General features: G+C 29.1%; 20 protein-coding genes. 15 read left to right on the plus strand and 5 right to left on the minus strand.

The genetic code is table 11. The features are described 5' to 3' along the window. Positions 1 to 103: 103 nt before the first annotated feature. Positions 104 to 1,054: a malate dehydrogenase gene (locus QZZ11_RS00800; protein ID WP_292472668.1), complete on the minus strand. Its 951-nt coding sequence runs from the start codon at positions 1,052 to 1,054 to the stop codon at positions 104 to 106. A 68-nt stretch (positions 1,055 to 1,122) separates the two neighbouring features. Next, the gene (locus tag QZZ11_RS00805) at positions 1,123 to 3,762 is read right to left on the minus strand and encodes a PEP/pyruvate-binding domain-containing protein (RefSeq protein ID WP_292472634.1); all 2,640 of its coding nucleotides are present in this window, start codon (positions 3,760 to 3,762) and stop codon (positions 1,123 to 1,125) included. Between the two features lie 335 nt (positions 3,763 to 4,097). On the opposite strand from QZZ11_RS00805, the gene purB reads away from it, so the two are divergent. Beyond that, positions 4,098 to 5,450 carry an adenylosuccinate lyase gene (purB, locus tag QZZ11_RS00810; protein WP_292472636.1) on the plus strand — a complete coding sequence of 451 codons (1,353 nt, stop codon included), beginning with the start codon at positions 4,098 to 4,100 and terminating at the stop codon, positions 5,448 to 5,450. A gap of 101 nt (positions 5,451 to 5,551) precedes the next feature. Here the strand turns inward: purB and QZZ11_RS00815 are convergent, their stop codons facing one another. Then, on the minus strand, positions 5,552 to 7,078 hold the full coding sequence (locus QZZ11_RS00815) for a hypothetical protein (RefSeq protein ID WP_292472638.1): 1,527 nt from the start codon (positions 7,076 to 7,078) through the stop codon (positions 5,552 to 5,554). Between the two features lie 277 nt (positions 7,079 to 7,355). Here QZZ11_RS00815 and psmA point away from each other — a divergent pair, with 277 nt between their 5' ends. From psmA to QZZ11_RS00885, 14 genes are all read left to right on the plus strand, one after another. After that, positions 7,356 to 8,252, plus strand: coding sequence for an archaeal proteasome endopeptidase complex subunit alpha (gene psmA, locus QZZ11_RS00820; RefSeq protein ID WP_292472639.1), 897 nt, complete (start codon positions 7,356 to 7,358; stop codon positions 8,250 to 8,252). Positions 8,253 to 8,434: 182 nt separating this feature from the next. After that, positions 8,435 to 9,127, plus strand: a complete 693-nt coding sequence (locus QZZ11_RS00825; protein WP_292472641.1) for a ribosome assembly factor SBDS — start codon at positions 8,435 to 8,437, stop codon at positions 9,125 to 9,127. 23 nt (positions 9,128 to 9,150) lie between these two features. Further along, entirely contained in the window at positions 9,151 to 9,813 is a 663-nt protein-coding gene (locus tag QZZ11_RS00830; RefSeq protein WP_292472643.1) for an exosome complex protein Rrp4, read from the plus strand. 16 nt (positions 9,814 to 9,829) lie between these two features. Then, a complete protein-coding gene (gene rrp41 / locus QZZ11_RS00835; RefSeq protein WP_292472645.1) occupies positions 9,830 to 10,525 on the plus strand; it encodes an exosome complex exonuclease Rrp41 in 696 nt (231 codons plus the stop codon). 2 nt (positions 10,526 to 10,527) lie between these two features. Beyond that, positions 10,528 to 11,331 carry an exosome complex protein Rrp42 gene (rrp42, locus tag QZZ11_RS00840; RefSeq protein WP_292472647.1) on the plus strand — a complete coding sequence of 268 codons (804 nt, stop codon included), beginning with the start codon at positions 10,528 to 10,530 and terminating at the stop codon, positions 11,329 to 11,331. Positions 11,332 to 11,633: 302 nt separating this feature from the next. After that, positions 11,634 to 11,903, plus strand: coding sequence for a 50S ribosomal protein L37Ae (gene rpl37A, locus QZZ11_RS00845; protein WP_292472649.1), 270 nt, complete (start codon positions 11,634 to 11,636; stop codon positions 11,901 to 11,903). A 2-nt stretch (positions 11,904 to 11,905) separates the two neighbouring features. Next, positions 11,906 to 12,037 carry a DNA-directed RNA polymerase subunit P gene (locus QZZ11_RS00850; protein ID WP_112124895.1) on the plus strand — a complete coding sequence of 44 codons (132 nt, stop codon included), beginning with the start codon at positions 11,906 to 11,908 and terminating at the stop codon, positions 12,035 to 12,037. A gap of 88 nt (positions 12,038 to 12,125) precedes the next feature. After that, positions 12,126 to 12,659, plus strand: a complete 534-nt coding sequence (locus tag QZZ11_RS00855) for a hypothetical protein (RefSeq protein ID WP_292472655.1) — start codon at positions 12,126 to 12,128, stop codon at positions 12,657 to 12,659. Positions 12,660 to 12,663: 4 nt separating this feature from the next. Continuing rightward, positions 12,664 to 12,924, plus strand: a complete 261-nt coding sequence (locus tag QZZ11_RS00860; RefSeq protein WP_292472657.1) for a KEOPS complex subunit Pcc1 — start codon at positions 12,664 to 12,666, stop codon at positions 12,922 to 12,924. A gap of 86 nt (positions 12,925 to 13,010) precedes the next feature. After that, positions 13,011 to 13,358, plus strand: coding sequence for a prefoldin subunit beta (locus tag QZZ11_RS00865; protein ID WP_292472659.1), 348 nt, complete (start codon positions 13,011 to 13,013; stop codon positions 13,356 to 13,358). Between the two features lie 74 nt (positions 13,359 to 13,432). Beyond that, positions 13,433 to 13,708 carry a DUF3194 domain-containing protein gene (locus QZZ11_RS00870; protein ID WP_292472660.1) on the plus strand — a complete coding sequence of 92 codons (276 nt, stop codon included), beginning with the start codon at positions 13,433 to 13,435 and terminating at the stop codon, positions 13,706 to 13,708. Position 13,709: 1 nt separating this feature from the next. After that, positions 13,710 to 14,399 carry a HisA/HisF-related TIM barrel protein gene (locus tag QZZ11_RS00875; RefSeq protein ID WP_292472662.1) on the plus strand — a complete coding sequence of 230 codons (690 nt, stop codon included), beginning with the start codon at positions 13,710 to 13,712 and terminating at the stop codon, positions 14,397 to 14,399. Positions 14,400 to 14,403: 4 nt separating this feature from the next. Beyond that, on the plus strand, positions 14,404 to 15,285 hold the full coding sequence (locus QZZ11_RS00880) for a PfkB family carbohydrate kinase (RefSeq protein ID WP_292472664.1): 882 nt from the start codon (positions 14,404 to 14,406) through the stop codon (positions 15,283 to 15,285). Continuing rightward, positions 15,272 to 15,448, plus strand: coding sequence for a hypothetical protein (locus tag QZZ11_RS00885; RefSeq protein WP_292472665.1), 177 nt, complete (start codon positions 15,272 to 15,274; stop codon positions 15,446 to 15,448). The genes QZZ11_RS00880 and QZZ11_RS00885 overlap by 14 nt, the downstream gene beginning before the upstream one ends. Before the next feature lie 74 nt (positions 15,449 to 15,522). On the opposite strand, the gene QZZ11_RS00890 is transcribed toward QZZ11_RS00885, so the two are convergent. Both QZZ11_RS00890 and QZZ11_RS00895 read right to left on the minus strand, forming a co-directional pair. Beyond that, complete coding sequence (locus QZZ11_RS00890; protein WP_292472666.1) at positions 15,523 to 16,209, minus strand: TIGR02253 family HAD-type hydrolase; 687 nt, start codon at positions 16,207 to 16,209, stop codon at positions 15,523 to 15,525. Positions 16,210 to 16,276: 67 nt separating this feature from the next. Beyond that, positions 16,277 to 17,527 (minus strand): methanogenesis marker 16 metalloprotein, encoded by a 1,251-nt coding sequence (locus tag QZZ11_RS00895; protein ID WP_292472667.1) that lies wholly within the window; start codon positions 17,525 to 17,527, stop codon positions 16,277 to 16,279. Between the last annotated feature and the right edge of the window lie 208 nt (positions 17,528 to 17,735).

A 17,735-nucleotide genomic window follows, 5' to 3' on the forward strand; every position in this document is an offset into this window, starting at 1 on the left:
AATATAAAAAAAATCGCATAGTAATTCACACCATAGGAACATCCGGAACAATAAAATCTTTAAACAAGAAATATGAACTCATTTAACTATTTTTAAAAAATAATTAATAATCTCCCAAAAACTTTCTAATTTTATATGTACATTCTTTCACAACTTTAGCAGCCTCCAAGAATTCTGATTTTTCATAATCTTTCATACGAACCGGAACAATACGTTCAATACCTTTTTTAGAAAGAATTACTGGAACACCTAACGAAACACCAGTTACACCCTCCACTTCACCATCAAGGTAAGTACTCACTGTTAATATTTTTCTACTGTCAGTGACAATTGTAGAAATAAGGTTACCTATAGCATAAGAGGGACCATATTCTGTAAATCCCTTTTTAGATATAATCTCCTCTGCAGCATTGTTTAGTTCAATTACCAGTTCATCAACATCCAACTTATTATGATTAACAAAATATTTTAATGGAATCCCACCTATAGTAGTTGAACTTAAAAGAGGAACCATATGTTCACCATGTTCACCTATAACTCTCGTATGGATTTCTCCACTATTAATATTGAAATGTTTTGCTAAAATTGTTTTAAGTCTAAGTGAATCCAAATGATTTCCCAAACCAATTACCTTGGTTTTTTCAAATCCAGAATATTCTAATGCAATTGAAGTCATCACATCAACTGGATTGGTAACTATTAATATAATTGAATTAGGAGCATACTTTGCAATATCCATAGAATATTTTTTAATTATCTTAGAATTTGTTTGTGCTAAATTTAGTCGTGTGGAACTCTCTTTTTTTGGAATACCTGCTGTAACAAGAACAATATCCGAACCTGCTATATCTTTAATGTCAGATGATGGAATTAACATACTTTCAATATTTTCCGCAACAAGTGCATCATAAATATCCAGTACTTCACCTATAACTTTTTCATGATTATGTTCCCTTGAATAAAGTACAATTTCATCAATGACATCATTTTTTGCTAAATTAAATGCAACATTTTTCCCAATAGTACCTGAAGCCCCAATTATGCTGATCTTCAACATATTTATCACCACACAACATTTAATAAATAACGAAGAACATTACCCGATTATTCATCAAAAAAAAATTATTTTATCAAAATACATTTACTTTCATCTTTTTTCATATCATGATAAAATTCCAATTTTTGATCATTAAATTCAATTACGTGAATCATATCATACAATTCTTCATCTAACTGAGAGTTAATATCATATAATTTATTAGGATAACCTTTTATCAAATCTTTATCAAATACCAATCTTTGTTCATTTTCAAAAATTGCTCCATAATATATATCCGCTTCTACCAAATCCTGGAACATATGACTTCCAAAGGATAATTCCGGCATATATCCTACCTGACTATAGGATTCTTCAAGTATTGCCAAGAATTGACTTATTTCTGCAAAGGATACTGGTATTCCCAATTCCGGAGAGGATGTTCCTATTCTACCAGGTACTATTAACATTGAATTTTTATTTCCTTCTTTACAGTATTCATTGATTTGTCCGATTATTCTAGCTATAGAACTTTTTTTAGCATATGGATATTCATAATAATCATGAGGATCAACATAAACCAATGTTTCTATATCTTCCTTACGAGAACGTCCCATTGATGAATTAGTAATATGGAAATAAGTTTCACCAACATCTGTAGGAATTTCTATCACTTTTTTGGTTGTGGATATTTGCAGTGGTCTACATTGCAATAAATTTACGACAAAAGTATTATCCGGACCTATATTTACAGTATATTCTATATCTACATGATAATCATATGCCGTTTCAAGAGTATTTAATAATTCTTTCATCATTTCGATAAAAGTATCATTGTGTACTATTCCATTACAGTTTACAAATACCACTTCCCTATTCTGTCCTCTTTCTCGGAGTCTCTGCTCTGCATCAATATCATGCTCTACAACATTTTTTCTACCATAACGTGGCAATACTTTTAAACCTTCATCTACAGGTATTTCATGAATTGATATATTTTTAATGTCAAGTATGTCCAGTGAATGTTGGGAATATCTGTGTCGTTCAGCCACATCAGGATGGTCAATTGCCTTAGGACGATTTAAATTTATTATTCGTGGGTAATCATTTTGGGTTCTGTCCACTGCTTTTGTTCCTAACCCCATAACCAATCTTAACATCCCCCTGTTTTGTTCTATTTTAGATGTTGGTAAGTAGGGGCTGTATGAAAATCCTACTCCTGCCATTGTTGGGAAGAAATAGTCACCATAATAGGAACCGGACACCCTTTGTACAAGTAATCCCATTTGCTCATCCTTATCATCCAAGTCATTTAATACCCTATATTCCAGTGCGGAAATGTTCATCATACTTGCATATACTGTTTTTACAGCTTCTTCAAAGGCTTCTAATCTGTCTTCTATGTTTCCTTGATTTACACAGAATACTGATTCATATTTTCCTGCAAAAGCATTTCCAAAACCATCTTCAAGTAAACTACTTGAACGAACAATTATTGGACTTTGTCCATAATAATCCAATATTCTCCTGAATTCATCTTTAATATCATCAGAAAAAGTTCCATTTTTTAATCCTTCCTCCAATTCCTTACCTGCTTCATAATATCCTTCTTTAGTTCTTTGTCTTACCCTGATATTCCACAAATCATTTGATACTATGTATGTGTAAAATAAGTCGGAACCTATATAATAAGAATCATCCGGTTCAAATTTTTCAAAAATATCCGGTCTGTCTTTTTCTATAATTTTTCGTGCCAGTAACATTCCACAAGCTTTTCCTCCAATCATCCCACTTCCCACTAATCTGTCATATATAGCAATGTAATCTTCATATTCAAAATATTCTTTAATTTTTTCGGATACTTTTTTGTCTTTTGCCATCATCATATTACACATCAAGTCACATTTATCTGAAACATCAATTCCCGTGTCATGTAGAAGTTTAGTTGCTGTGAAGAATCTTTCCCAACTATCAGTGTTTTGTTCATTTCTATTACTTGAGTTTATGACTTTATAAAAGTTACTTACTTCCATACCATCAGTTAATGCGGTCACATTGTTTGTTTTTGGATTGAATTTGTGTCCCAAGAACATCTCTTTTGAATACCGGTTCCATACTTTTAATGGATGTACATATACATCTTCATCCTTGGAGTAAATATCCAGGAATAATTGTGTTGTTTCCCTAATTTTAGCTATTGCTTCGAAAGAATGTTTTCCTCTTAATACTGGGAAATATGCTACTGTATCTAATATAAATAAATATGGACAGGTTACTCTAAAGAAATTTCCCATCATTAAATCAGTTGACCATATTGATTGTAAGTCAGATAAACAATCGAATACATAGAATGCATCAAATCCTTCTTTAGTAATTATATTATGTACTTCTAGTGTAAATGATTCGAATTGTTCCATTGGATCTACTTTGTATATTTTTATCCCATTTCTTTCTATCATTGAAAATTCTGTTTCTTGGTTGTTCCTTTCTTCTTCCAGTTCATTTAAATCTTCATCTGTTAATGGTATTAATGGTTCATGTAGTCCAAAGTTTATATATACTAAATTTCTCTTGTCTTCTAGTGCCTGTTTGATAAAAGGTTCTGCAAAGTATGAAAATTCTTTAAGATTTGATACTTGCCATACCACATTATCTCCTAATCGGATATTATCTAATGTTTCATCTAATTGTTCAATACCACATTTTATTCTTTCAAAAGCAACCATATTTATTTCTCCAAATGTTCAATTTTTTTATTAAAAATCTTATTATTTTGTGTATTTGTTCAACTACATATAAATATATACTGAAAAATTTTCAAATTATGTAATAAACAGTGTACAAGAAGTATTTAAAATATTTAGATTTTTTACAGTACAGAATCATAAAAAATAGAAAAAATAATTAAAAAGTAGTGCTTTTTTTAACAAAAGTTATATTTGTAACGGAAATATACTTCCGATTTAAAAATTTTTATTAATTTTAAAAAATAAAAGAAGTAATAACAAAGAATAATTTTTTCTAATTAATTATTATAAACAAAATTATTAAATTGATTATTATGGCAATACATCCAATAGAATTCCGTTACGGTACTCCTGAAATGAAGGCAGTATGGGAACAGGAATCAAAATTACAAAATATGTTAAAAGTTGAAGCTGCACTTGCTAAAGCTGAAGGTGAAATAGGACTTATACCTAAAGAAGCAGCAGATGAAATCAATAAAAAAGCTACAACCGAATACGTGAAACAAGAAAGAGTGGACGAAATTGAAAGAGCAACAAATCATGATATCGGTGCATTAATGAAAGCACTTGAAGAAGTATGTGATAATGGTGCCGGAGAATATGTTCACTATGGATCAACAAGTAATGATATTATAGACTCTTCACAATCATTACAACTAAAAGATTCAATAGAAATAATTAGAGAAAAAATCATCAAATTAATTAAAATTTTAATAGATTTATCACAAGAACATAAAAATACTGTTACAATTGGCCGTACTCATGGACAACACGCATTACCTACAACTTATGGTATGAAATTTGCAATTTACATTGATGAATTAACACGTCAACTTGAAAGACTTGACCTAACAAAAGAACATGTTTGTGTTGGAATGATGACAGGTGCAGTTGGTACTACTGCAGCTTTAGGTGAAACAGGTTACGATATTCACATGAGAGTATCTGAAATATTAGGATTAAACCCAGTACATATTTCAAACCAAGTTGTACAAAGAGATAATCATGCAGAATACGTGATGACACTTGCAAACTTATGCAGCACACTTGAAAAAATGGCATTAGAAGTTCGTAACTTACAAAGAACAGAACTTTCAGAAGTTGGAGAAAAATTCGACCCTGAAAAACAAATGGGAAGTAGTACTATGCCACATAAAAGAAATCCTATTACTGGAGAAAGAATTTGTGGTGTTGCAAGAGTTGTTAAATCATATGTTAACGCTGCATTACAAAACAACCCACTTTGGCATGAACGTGACTTAACCAATTCTTCTTGTGAAAGAATTATTTTACCAGAATCTGCAATCTTAACAGATTACATTCTTAACTTATCAATCAAATTATTCTCTAAACTTGATTTCTATGAAGAAAACATTGAACGTAATTTAAATGCAAGTAACGGATTAGTCATGGCTGAAAGATTCATGTCCAAACTTACACAAAAAGGAATGGGAAGACAAAGTGCTTATGCACTTGTAAGACGTTGTGCCATGGATGCTTATGCTGAAAATACAGGTTTACGTGAAATGGTTTCCAAACAAGAAGAAATTCTTAAATACATGAGTTTAGAAGAAATTGACGAAACATTAGATCCACACACTTACCTCGGAAGTAGCAATAAATTTGTGGATAATGTAATAGACTATGCACAAAAATTTATAGAATAATAACTTCTTTTTCCCCACCATTTTTATTAAAATAATCAAAACTAGTTTTTAATTGAAAAAAATAAAAAAAGAGGTTTTATCATTATATTTAAAGTGAATTGCTAATAGCTTACTTTAAATGAAGGAAAACCATTACTATAATATACAGAATATTTTTCAGCTGTAATTAGATATTCATAATCTCCTATTTTAGGTGGATAAAATAGTATTGATGGTTCTTTATAATATGTTGTTTTATTATCGAATGTTTCTTCTAACCACAATATCACAAATTCCCCATTAGAATTAGTAGTTGCTTCACCATAAGCACTTGAATAATAATAACCACGATCAGGAGAACAATGGGCATGGACATTTTCATTGGATAATACATCACCATTTTCAAATAATAGCTTACCTTTAAGAGTTATTCCTTCACCTAATTTAATATCATCTATTAAATCAAATTCAACAAATAGATCTCCAGTTATTTTAACATGAGCATCTGTATGATTAAATCTGTAATAACGATATCCCGGATAATACACTGTGATATATAAATCTCCTGCATTTTGAGGACATACTTGATATTTAAAGTTACCATATTGATCAGTTCTAACATATTCCTTTGAAATGTAATTATTGATTAAATCATCATATGGCATTTTACCAACCAATATTCCAATAGTTGTATATTTTAAAACTTTTCCATCAATGTCTGTTAATTTACCTGAAATATTAAAACTATCATAATTTTCTATTCTTGAAGGTAAAGTATCTAAAGAAACTACTGTAGATTTAGGCAAGATATAAGGCATTAAGATTGTTTCTGTAAATCTATAATTCCCATAGCCAGGATAATAAAGACTAATATTTAATCTTCCACCATTTGTTGGTTTATAATTAAAAGTATAAAATCCATTTTTATCTGTTCTAATATAACTTTTGGAAATGTTTGTGTATTTTAGATTTCGATTTTCATCATAATCCCCATAAACATATTGCCCTAAAAGTACTCCTACACTAGTATATCTCAATACATTCTTATCTTCATCGATTAACATACCTTTTAATACAACATTGTCAGTATCAAAGGTTATATTGGATAAAGTAACAGTTGTATTTTTAGGCCATACATATATTGAAGTACTATTTTTTGCATATGGATTTTCAATTCCTTTAGCATCTACTTCAACAAATAATTTTCCTGCGATGTCAGGTGTGAATGTGAAATTATAGATTCCTTCATCGTTTGTTGTAGTATTGTTAATAACACTGCTTTCCAATTTTTTAGATCCATAAGGTAAAGAATAAAACCTTAAATCCACTATGGAATTAGCTATTGCATTCCCTTCAATATCTTCATATTTACCTGAAACAGAAATGTTTTCACCAATTTTTATATCTGAAATAGGATTCAATGACAATTTATTGTTTTTTCGAATATTTTCAAATTCTTTAACATCTTCTTTTGATGAATTTTTAGTAAAAACTGTTTCACTTTCAAACCCAATGACAGTATCATCAAAATCATCTTGTAAAACAGGTAATTCTGAATTATCTACTTCATCCGTCTGATTTTCTGCACTAACACAACCTAATGTTAACAACATTAAAAATAAAAATATTAACACATGTTTCATTTGCATTTTTTTTCACCCCCATTCAATCAATTACATTAAATAATTATCAGATAAAATATCCTGAATATTAATATATCTTTTTTTTAAATATATATCCATTTTTTTTTGAATAAAATTTTTTATCAAAAGTATAAAGTATAATAAAAATTAACTATAAAAAGAAGATATAGAAAAAAATATATTAATAACATAAGGTAATAATAATTATTATAATAAAAAAATGAAAAATAAAAAAAATTAATTACTATAATTATTTAAAGAAAAAATTTAGTGAGGTAAAATAATGCAACAATTTTCAAGTCAAGGATATGATAGAGCACTAACCGTATTTAGCCCTGATGGACGTTTATTCCAGATTGAATATGCAAGAGAAGCAGTAAAAAGAGGTACAACATCAGTAGGTATTGTGTCTAAAGATGGTGTTATCTTTGCAGTTGATAAAAAAGTAAAAAGTAAATTAGTAGTACCAACTTCAATAGAAAAAATTTTCAAAATAGACGAACACATAGGTACTGCATCCAGCGGATTAGTAGCAGATGCTAGAAGATTAGTGGATATTGCAAGAAGACAAGCACAAGTAAACAAATTACAATACCATGAACCTATATCAGTAACCGGTCTTGCAAAATACATTGGTGACTTAGAACAGATGTACACCCAAAGTGGTGGAATAAGACCGTTCGGTATTTCATTAATTATCGGAGGAGTATCTGATAACGAATGTAGAGTATATGAAACAGACCCAAGTGGTGCTTTAGTAGAATACAAAGCAACAGCAATAGGATTTGGAAGAGAAAAAGCATTAGAATTTTTTGAAGAAAAATATAATGATGAATTATCTCTTGATGAAGCTATTGATTTAGCTATTGAAGGTATTTACAAAGCAACTGACGGCAAAGTAGCAGATGATAGTGTTGAAATATCCATTGTTGATAAAGAAACTGCCCAATACAGGAAATTAGATTCAGAAGAGATTGATGTTTATTTAAATAAAGTTCTTGAACGTAAAGAACAGGAAAAGAAAGAAGCTGAAGAACAAGCTAAAAAAGAAGCTGAAGAAAAAGAAGCTAGAAAAGCAGAATTAAAAGCTAAAAAAGAAGCAGAAAAATTAGCTAAAGAAGAAGAAGAAAATTCTGAAGCTTCAGAAAATCAAGAAAATGAATCAGAAGATGAAGAATAAACTTCATCATTCTTTTTTTAACCATCTTTGAATAACTATTTTTTATAAGTTTTTTTTCCAAAAATATTTGCCTTTTTTTTAAAATCATCAAAATAATTATTTGTGATAATTTATAAATTATTAAATGATTAAAAGAAATAAATTAAAAATTTAAGAATTATTATTTACAATAGGTGAATAGAATGGTAAATGTTGATGATGCAGTTATAGCACGATTAGAAAGTTATGGTGAAAGATTTGAAATATTAGTAGATGCTGAATTAGCTGCAGACTATAAACGTGGAGAAGACATAGAAATTGAAAAAGTTTTAGCTGTTGAAGAAATATTTAAAGATGCCCATAAAGCAGATAAAGCTTCTGAAGAAAATATGCAAAAAGCATTTGAAACAACTGATCCTTTGGAAGTTGCAGACATAATAATTAAAAAAGGAAATATACAGATTACTGCAAACCAAAGAAGAAAAATGCAAGAAGAAAAAACCAAACAAATAATTAACAAAATTTCACAAGAAGCTATTAATCCACAGACAAAACTTCCACACCCTCCAAAACGTATTGAAAAAGCTATGGAAGAAGCTAAAGTACATATTGATCCAATGAAAACTGTTGAAGAACAAATTGAACCAACAGTTAAAGCTATCTTAACAAAAATTCCAATTAGAATTGAAAAAGTTCAAATTGCTGTTAAAATTCCTGGAACCTATACAGGCAAATCTTATTCTTTAATAACACAATACGGTAAATTAATTAAAGAAGAATGGGAAAATGACGGTAGCTGGATTGGTATAGTAGAAATTCCTGGGGGTCTTCAGGACAAATTTTACACAGACTTAAGTGGTTTAACTCATGGTGAAGTTGAAACAAAACTTCTTTAAAAATATTGTAAGAAGTGATAACTATGATGTTCGTAGATAACAAAGAAATCGTTTTACCAGGACATTTATTATCAGATAGTAATCTTACATTAGGTAGAGGAACTTTTAGAGAAGATGGGAAAATATACTCAAATATGACTGGAATAGTATTCTTAGATAGTGATACTATTAGTGTTATTCCCTTTAAGTATACTTATAAACCAAAATATGGTGATTTAATTATTGGACGCGTAACCAGTTCATCATATTCTTCCTGGACTATTAATATTAATAGTACATATCAAGGTTATTTATCAACTTCAGAATTATATGACAAAAATGAGCAAAATATGAATCAAATAATCAATATTAAAGATATTCTATTACTCAGAGTTGCTCAAGTTGATGAAATTAATAGGGTTAAGTTAACTATCAGATCACATGGATTAGGTAAATTTAATCAAGGTACTATTGTCCGAGTAAAACAACCCACTGTACATTTTTTAAGTGAAGAAAATGCCTTTTTAACCAGCATGATTCAAGAATACACATGTACAGATATGATAGTAGCCAAGAATGGATTAATTTGGATAAATGGTTTAAAAGAAAATGTTGACAAAATATTAAAGATTATTGAAGAAATTGAAAACCAACCATTTAAACATAATTTAATTAAAATCGTTCAATCAAAGATAATGAACTTATAATGAGGAGAACAAAAACATGAATGAACAATTTATTCGTAAAGATGGACGACCATTTAATTCATTACGTAATATGAAGATGGAAATTGGTGTGTTAAATAATGCTGACGGTTCTGCATATATTGAATGTGGAAATAACAAAATATTAGTAGGAGTATATGGACCTAAAGAATTATATTCAAAAAAACATTCAAAACCTGATGGTGCAGTATTAAGATGCAAATACAATATGATTCCTTTCTCTGTAACAGAACGAAAAAGACCCGGTCCTGATCGTAGATCAACTGAAATCTCAAAATTAATATCTGAAGCAATTACTCCCGCAATATTCTTGGAAAAATATCCTAGAAGTTCAATTGATGTTTCTATAGAAGTATTAGAAGCTGAAGGTGGAACCAGATGCTTAGGTATAGTTGGAGCCAGCCTTGCACTTGCAGATGCTGAAATCCCTATGAAAGATTTGATTAGTGCATGTGCTGTTGGAAAAGTGGATAACCACATCGTTGTTGATTTATCAGAAGAAGAAGATCAAACAGGACAAGCTGATATGCCCGTAGCCATAATGCCCAGAACAGGTGAAATAACATTTTTACAGATGGATGGGAATTTATCCGTACCCGAATTTGAAGAAGCAATGCAACTAGCTTATGATGGATGTTATTACATCAATCAATTACAACAACAAACATTACTTAAAAAATACGGAGGAGAATAAATATGGTAAATATTCTCTCAGAAGTATCCAAAGAAAGGATTTTTGATTTATTAAATCATGACCAAAGAATTGATGAAAGGAATTTCATACAATATCGTGATATCACTATTAGAACCGATTACATTTCAAAAGCAGAAGGTTCAGCAATGGTATCCGTTGGTGGAACAACAGTTCTTGCAGGAGTTAAAGCACAGATTGGAACTCCTTTTAGTAATGCACCAGATAAGGGAATTATCATTACTAATACAGAGTTACTTGCTATTGCCAGCAGACACTTTGAATATGGACCCCCAAATAAATTCGCTGTAGAAATATCAAGAGTTGTTGATCGAACCATAAGAGAAGCTCCTTTAATTGATTTAGAAAAGTTATGTATTGTTGAAGGCAGTAAAGTTTGGAAGTTGCACATTGACATAAATATATTAGATTTTGATGGAAATTTAATGGATGCTGCTTGTTTAGCTGCAGTTAGTGCCTTATTAACAACAAAAATCCCTGCCATTAAATTTGTGAATGATGAAATTTCAATTGACACGGAACACTTAACAAAATTACCTATCAAAAATAGAAGTGTTTTATGTACTGTTGTTAAAATAAATGATAAAATGATTGTTGATCCGTTATATGTTGAAGAAACTTTGATGGATGCCAGTTTATCCATCGGTTTTAGAGAAGATGGAACTCTATGCGCTATTCAAAAATGTGGTTTGAATATACTTACTGCACAAGAAGTTATGCAGTCCATGAATATTGCATTTAACATGAGTAGAGAGTTGTTTTCAATACTTGATACTATTAATCAATAAGTATATATTAGATAAAGTTTAAAAATATTATATAGTTATATTATAAGGATGATAGATTTTAGGTGTCTATTTGTTTAATTCCGAAATAATATTATTTTTAAAGCTAATTATTTGAAGTACAACAAGTTAGTTGTTACTTTTTTAGTAAATGAATACAAAAGAGAGTAAAATTCATGTAACATTTTTATAGGTTTTTGTTTAATGAATTCAACTCGATATATTGTTTATTATCTTCAAAACATTTCAGAGATTATGAAAGATGAAATAATATTTTCAATATTAACTTAATGGAAGGTGAAAAAATGGTAAGAAAAAGTAAAGTAGGATCTACTGGACGTTTTGGTGCTAGATATGGTAGAAAAGCTAAAAGAACTGTCAGAGATATAGAAGACAAAATGCACGCAAAACACATTTGTCCTAGATGTGACAGACCAGGAGTAAAAAGAACTCACGCTGGTATCTGGAAATGTAAAAAATGTGGTAACGTATTTACTGGTGGAGCATACATTCCAACAACACCAATGGGAAAAGTTGCAAAACGTAATATCAAACGTATCGTTGGAGGAGAATAATTATGTACAAATGCATTAAATGTGGACAAACTGTGGATATTAAAAAATATTCCGAATCAAAATGTCCTAAATGCAGATACAGAATTTTATTCAAAGAAGTTCCTGTAGTAAAACGTACAGTTAAAGCACGATAAGTATTTTTTACTATTTTTATTAGGGATTATTCCCTTTTATCCTTTTTTATTAACTATTTTTATATATTTTTACATAAGAGAAATTAATATGTTATTCAAAATCAATTCTAAACTTGTTATATCAACCAGTAGAAAACCATCTCAAATAACTAGAAGATTTGCTCAATTTTTAAAACATTATTTTAATGGAGTTTACATTAACAGAGGAAAAGCTAGTTTTTCCAAGGTGATTAACCAAGCAAAACAATATGAAAACAGTTTACTGTTTATTATTACTGAAACTAAAGGAAATCCAAGCAGTATCAACATTTATAATTTAGAAAAAGATGATGAAAATCCTCAAAGCAGTATTTATATCAATGTTTCATTACCTCAGGAAAATAATAAAATCAATACAGTGAGTGATAACATTATTATTATCAACAAATCATCAGATCTTGATGAATTATTTTCAGAATGTGAAGTAATTAAATCTGCTGAAAAAATTAAAGAAAACTGCATTATTATCCGTGACAATGAAAAAGAATTCATTAGTGCGAGTTTTATTGATAAAAAAGGTGAAGATACAAAATTTAAAGTTTACATCAAAGGATTTAAATTAAGTGATAAATCTTCAGAGTGATATTATGTCAAAAGAAAAAATATTAAATAGTATTGAAACTATCTTTAGTATTGAGTTAGATAACTCACATGATGCAGAAATAGTATACAATTCAATTAAACCAGAAGTGTCTTTTGCCCGTAATGAAAGATCAACTACTGAAATTGAGTTAAATGACAATACAATTACTATTAAAATATTTTCTTATGATGTTGTTTCATTACGTGCTTCTATAAATTCATATGTCAGATGGATAAAATTATCAACAGAAATATTAAAAATTTAATAAGGATAAAAAAGAGATATTATTATAATAGAAATAATACTATTTACGTTAATTATATAATTTATAAAAAAAAATTAGGTGATAATATGGATATTCAACAAAATGTTCAAGAACAATTAAACCAATTCCAACAAGTACAACAACAAGCTCAATCAATTGCAATGCAAAAACAAACAGTTTCATTACAAATTAACGAAGCTAAAAAAGCTTTAGACGAATTATCAAAAACCAGTGAGGACCAAGAAGTTTACAAAACAGCTGGACCATTACTCATTAAAACAACAAAAGATGAAACTGAAAGTGAATTAAAAGATAACATAGAAATGCTTGAAATCAGACAAAAAACTATCGAAAAACAAGAAAAACGTATTTCCAGCAGACTTGAAGAATTACAAGCAAGCCTACAAGCTGCAATGAGCCAAATCCAACAATAGATTGAATTTCTATTGTTAACTTTTTTTAACCACCTTACACAAAACTAATTTTATAAATTTTAGGAGATTTTAACTTGATTCCATTAACAGATAAAGAAGTTGAAGACATTATTGAATTAGCATATTCTACTAGTGAAAAATATATTTTAAAACATGTCAACAAAAAAGATTTTGAAGATATAAATATAACAATCAATTTAGAACGTGGTGAAGATAATTTTGACATCGACATCAACATTGATTTGGATAGTGATGCAGAATTACCTGAAGATTTAGCACAAAATGCTATAGATTTAAGTTTAGATGCCATTGACGAATACATTAACAAAAGAAATAAGAATTTAGATTAAAATGATTATCCCAGTATTTGATGTAAAAAATAATGAATGTGTAAGTGGAAAATCTGGAAAAAGAGATACTTATACAAAATTAAGCAGTATTTATGGAGAAAATCCTATTGAAATTACAACAAATCTTAAAAAATCTGGTGCAAAATGTGTTTATATCGCTGATTTAGACAAGATAGAAAATAAAGGAGATAATTCTGAGCTGATCTTAAAGATAAATAAAATTCTCCCAGTAATATTAGATAATGGTGCAAATTCAATTGATGATATTAAATTTAATAAAAAAATTTGTAGATACTCTATATTGGCTACTGAAACAATGGAAAGTATAGAAGACACCATTAATATATTTAAAGAAACACCCCATGAAAATTTAATTATAAGCATTGATATTAAAAATAATGAGCTTCTAACTAATAATCCTAATATTAAAATGGAAGACATAATTTCATTAATTAATGAAGTTAAACCAGACTATACAATATTACTAAACATTTCACAAGTAGGAACAAAAGAAGGAAATGAGAATATACTTATCAAAGACATCATATCAAAGACCCCATACACCCAACATATTATTGCTGGCGGATTAACAAACAAAAGTATTAGACAATACAAATCAGAAGGCATAAATAATTTCCTAATAGGAACAATACTCCATAATGGGTTAATGCTTGAAGAATATAAATGGTGAAAATATGAATAAAAGAATACTTGCTATAGGTCCCGTTACAAAAGATTATATTATTACACCACAAGAAGAATATTTTCAAATAGGTGGAGCAGTATTCTACCAAACATTAACATTAACCCAATTAAAATGTAAGGTTTCTTCCATTATTTCAATTGCTAATGAGGACACTAAATTCTTAGAAGATATTGATGCAGATATTAATTATGTGTTTACTGACAAAACAATGGAATATACCAACATCTATGATGAAAAATTTCATAGAAAACAAAAAGCAATTTTACCAAAAAATCCCATTTTACCAAAAGACATAACAGTTAACTTAAATGATTTCAATACTGTACTTTTATCCCCATTATCCCCATATGACATACCTGTTGAAACCATAACTTATTTTAAAGAAAACAATATTCGAAATGTATTGATTCCACAGGGGTTCTTAAGAAAAACTGATGACAACAATAATGTTATTGAAAGAAGTTGGAATGAAAAAAACAAATATTTAAAAAATGTAGACATTATCTGTTTAGATGAAAATGAAGCAAAAAAAGCATTTAATTTAAAGACTATCAATAATGAATTAATTTTAAAATTATTAAAAAAATATACATTAGAACAAATAATAATTACTAAAGCAGAACAAGGATCAACAATATACACAAAGAATAATATTTATAATATTCCTGCAATAAAAACAGCCCACGCAGTAGATGCAACAGGATTAGGGGATACTTATATAGCAGCATACATTGCCAAATTAGAAGAATCAAACAACATATATGAATCAGGATTATTTGCATCAATTGCTGCCAAAGACAAATTGGAAAATAAAGGTCCATTAAAAAGCAGCAAAGAAAAAATAGAAAAAGAATTAAATGAGTATAGATAACAAAATAAATGGAATTGCTACCGCAAAGGCAAATAACCCTACACCAACTATTAATTGTGTTTTATTTTCATCCAATCCACCAGTTAGAATGAAATATATTCCTGCTATAGCAAGAATTGTTGGAATAATTTCAGAATATAATAATAAAAATTCCATAATTTAATCTCCGTTATTAAAATTTTTCCCTTTTTTTAAGATAGTATTATTTATGAATAGGATATGATATACAATTTGTTATTATAATATTTTCATTAAATCAAGTAAGTTGTTTATTTCTCTTACATTATATAAACAACCCATTTCCTCAAGAGTTTCTTTTTGTTCTTGAGTCAATCTAGAATTTATTAACATACTTTGCATTCCTGCATTACATGCCCCTAAAATATCGGCATCAAAATTGTTTCCCACCATTAGAGAAGTACCTGATGTTACACCAAGTCTTTCCATGGCTATGTTGAATATTTCTGGGTTTGGTTTTTCAATTCCTACTGATTCGCTTGTTACCACATCATCAAAGAAAGGATACATTCCCAAACGAACGAGTTTTTCCCATTGTTTTAACTCTTTTCCATTTGTAATTAAACCTACTTTATATCCCTGACTTTTTAAATAAAGTAAAATTGAAAAGGTTTCAGGTTCTAATTTTAACATAGCAAATTTTGTATTATGATATGTAATTATTCCATTTACAACAATTAATGGATCAGGATTACCGTTAATTCTTTCAACCAAAATGTTAAAATGTTTATCATAATTAGAACCTTTTTCTTTAACTATTTCCATTAATCTTCTATAACCCTCATCTTCACTACATTTAAGTCCATTATGTACCATAGATTTTACTGCTGCCCTACGAGCAATGGCAGCAAATCCCGAAGTATCATATAAAGTGTCATCCATATCAAAAAATACTGCTCTTATCATACATATATAACTATGAATTTTGATTTATTAATAAATTTTGAAAATAGAAAAAATAATAGAAAAAGGGTTATAATTTAAATGAACCATCTAAAATCTTTGTTTTTAGTTCTTCAGAAATATCCAAAGCTCGTTTTTTATCTGATTGACGACAAGTTACATCTATTTTTCTAGTTTTACCCTCGGCTTCTATGGAAATACTTCCCATATTAATACTTGGAATTCCTCTAGGACAAACCATAGAACAATAACCACATCCAAAACATAACTCCGAATTAACTGTTTTTGTATCTTTATCGTATGCATTTGTTGGACAATAAAGTGCAGGTAAACAAGGAATACAATTGAAACACATGTCTGGTTCTGTAGTTGGTCTGTAATCTACATCTTCCCAAACAGTGTAATCCACAGTAGCAATTGGTAAATGTCTTCCATGAATATCACAAACAGGTAATGATATATCTTTGTTTAAAACTTTAAGATTTTCCAGAATATTTTCATTCAATACAGGGATTGGTATAGCCACAGAATTAAATATTTCGGGACCCATACCTGTCTGGAAACCACCACAGTAATATGATTTCATATCCTTCATATCTGCCGTCAGCATTAGGTTAGGTTTTTCAGATGTACTTCTGGTTCCATTATCTATTACGACTCCTTCTGCTCCATTCAACAATACTTTTGTTCCTTTTGTGATAATTTTTTGTTCGGGATCGTTTTGTAATGGATTGATTTCACCACATCCACTGAAAGTGAAAGAATTGTAAGGTCCTTCCATTGGAGCAGCATTAAAAATTGATTTTACAGAAACTTTGTCAGGATTTGTAAATGAACTGTAATTCATGAATGCATTTCGCGTTCCAATTAGCCTGGCGGTTGGTAAATCTTCCAGTGTAACTGTAGTATTGAATTCGTTATCTTCAACATCAATTACTTTAACATCTATTTCTTTACCTTCAATCAAATCTTTGATTAAAAATCCACCACCATAATTTTCAATCGTTGTACTATGATTTGTTCCATAAAGAATTACATCAACTGTTCCCAACAATTCATTAGGACATGGTCCAGGATAAGCTGGAATACCGTTAAGGTAAACTTCCTTAGCTTTGTTAAATGAACCCGGTTCTGCCACAGGTATGTGGAATAGTGCTGTCGTCCCACTCATTACCCCACTTGTACCACAGGTTACTACATCAACATCATTTACACTAACTTCCTCACCATTACGAAATTTAGTTTTTAATTCATCAGGAGTTAAGACAACTGCATGCCCAGAATCTAAGTTGGATTGTATCTCTTCAACTGTTTTTACCATAAACTCCCTTCTTTATTATGATTAATAAGTATTTTAAGTTCTTTTCTAATTTGTATATCTTAATTAAAAGAATCCATTATTAATCTATTATGTTATTTATCATAAAAATAGTTTAAATTAATAGTATTATGTAAGAAGATATTATTTAGATTTTTATCAACCATAACTCTGTTTTTCAATGAAAATTGATAAATGTAAATGTTTTTTA

It is taken from the genome of Methanosphaera sp., from assembly GCF_016282985.1.
In the GTDB taxonomy this organism is placed as follows: Archaea; Methanobacteriota; Methanobacteria; order Methanobacteriales; family Methanobacteriaceae; genus Methanosphaera.

What these genes read in the sequence shown, in the direction of transcription:
- QZZ11_RS00805 (WP_292472634.1), bottom strand. Translation starts at nt 3,762, where the DNA reads ATGGTTGCTTTTGAAAGAATAAAATGTGGTATTGAACAATTAGATGAA.
- purB (WP_292472636.1), top strand. Translation starts at nt 4,098, where the DNA reads ATGGCAATACATCCAATAGAATTCCGTTACGGTACTCCTGAAATGAAG.
- QZZ11_RS00815 (WP_292472638.1), bottom strand. Translation starts at nt 7,078, where the DNA reads ATGCAAATGAAACATGTGTTAATATTTTTATTTTTAATGTTGTTAACA.
- psmA (WP_292472639.1), top strand. Translation starts at nt 7,356, where the DNA reads ATGCAACAATTTTCAAGTCAAGGATATGATAGAGCACTAACCGTATTT.
- QZZ11_RS00825 (WP_292472641.1), top strand. Translation starts at nt 8,435, where the DNA reads ATGGTAAATGTTGATGATGCAGTTATAGCACGATTAGAAAGTTATGGT.
- QZZ11_RS00830 (WP_292472643.1), top strand. Translation starts at nt 9,151, where the DNA reads ATGATGTTCGTAGATAACAAAGAAATCGTTTTACCAGGACATTTATTA.
- rrp41 (WP_292472645.1), top strand. Translation starts at nt 9,830, where the DNA reads ATGAATGAACAATTTATTCGTAAAGATGGACGACCATTTAATTCATTA.
- rrp42 (WP_292472647.1), top strand. Translation starts at nt 10,528, where the DNA reads ATGGTAAATATTCTCTCAGAAGTATCCAAAGAAAGGATTTTTGATTTA.
- rpl37A (WP_292472649.1), top strand. Translation starts at nt 11,634, where the DNA reads ATGGTAAGAAAAAGTAAAGTAGGATCTACTGGACGTTTTGGTGCTAGA.
- QZZ11_RS00850 (WP_112124895.1), top strand. Translation starts at nt 11,906, where the DNA reads ATGTACAAATGCATTAAATGTGGACAAACTGTGGATATTAAAAAATAT.
- QZZ11_RS00855 (WP_292472655.1), top strand. Translation starts at nt 12,126, where the DNA reads ATGTTATTCAAAATCAATTCTAAACTTGTTATATCAACCAGTAGAAAA.
- QZZ11_RS00860 (WP_292472657.1), top strand. Translation starts at nt 12,664, where the DNA reads ATGTCAAAAGAAAAAATATTAAATAGTATTGAAACTATCTTTAGTATT.
- QZZ11_RS00865 (WP_292472659.1), top strand. Translation starts at nt 13,011, where the DNA reads ATGGATATTCAACAAAATGTTCAAGAACAATTAAACCAATTCCAACAA.
- QZZ11_RS00875 (WP_292472662.1), top strand. Translation starts at nt 13,710, where the DNA reads ATGATTATCCCAGTATTTGATGTAAAAAATAATGAATGTGTAAGTGGA.
- QZZ11_RS00880 (WP_292472664.1), top strand. Translation starts at nt 14,404, where the DNA reads ATGAATAAAAGAATACTTGCTATAGGTCCCGTTACAAAAGATTATATT.
- QZZ11_RS00885 (WP_292472665.1), top strand. Translation starts at nt 15,272, where the DNA reads ATGAGTATAGATAACAAAATAAATGGAATTGCTACCGCAAAGGCAAAT.
- QZZ11_RS00890 (WP_292472666.1), bottom strand. Translation starts at nt 16,209, where the DNA reads ATGATAAGAGCAGTATTTTTTGATATGGATGACACTTTATATGATACT.
- QZZ11_RS00895 (WP_292472667.1), bottom strand. Translation starts at nt 17,527, where the DNA reads ATGGTAAAAACAGTTGAAGAGATACAATCCAACTTAGATTCTGGGCAT.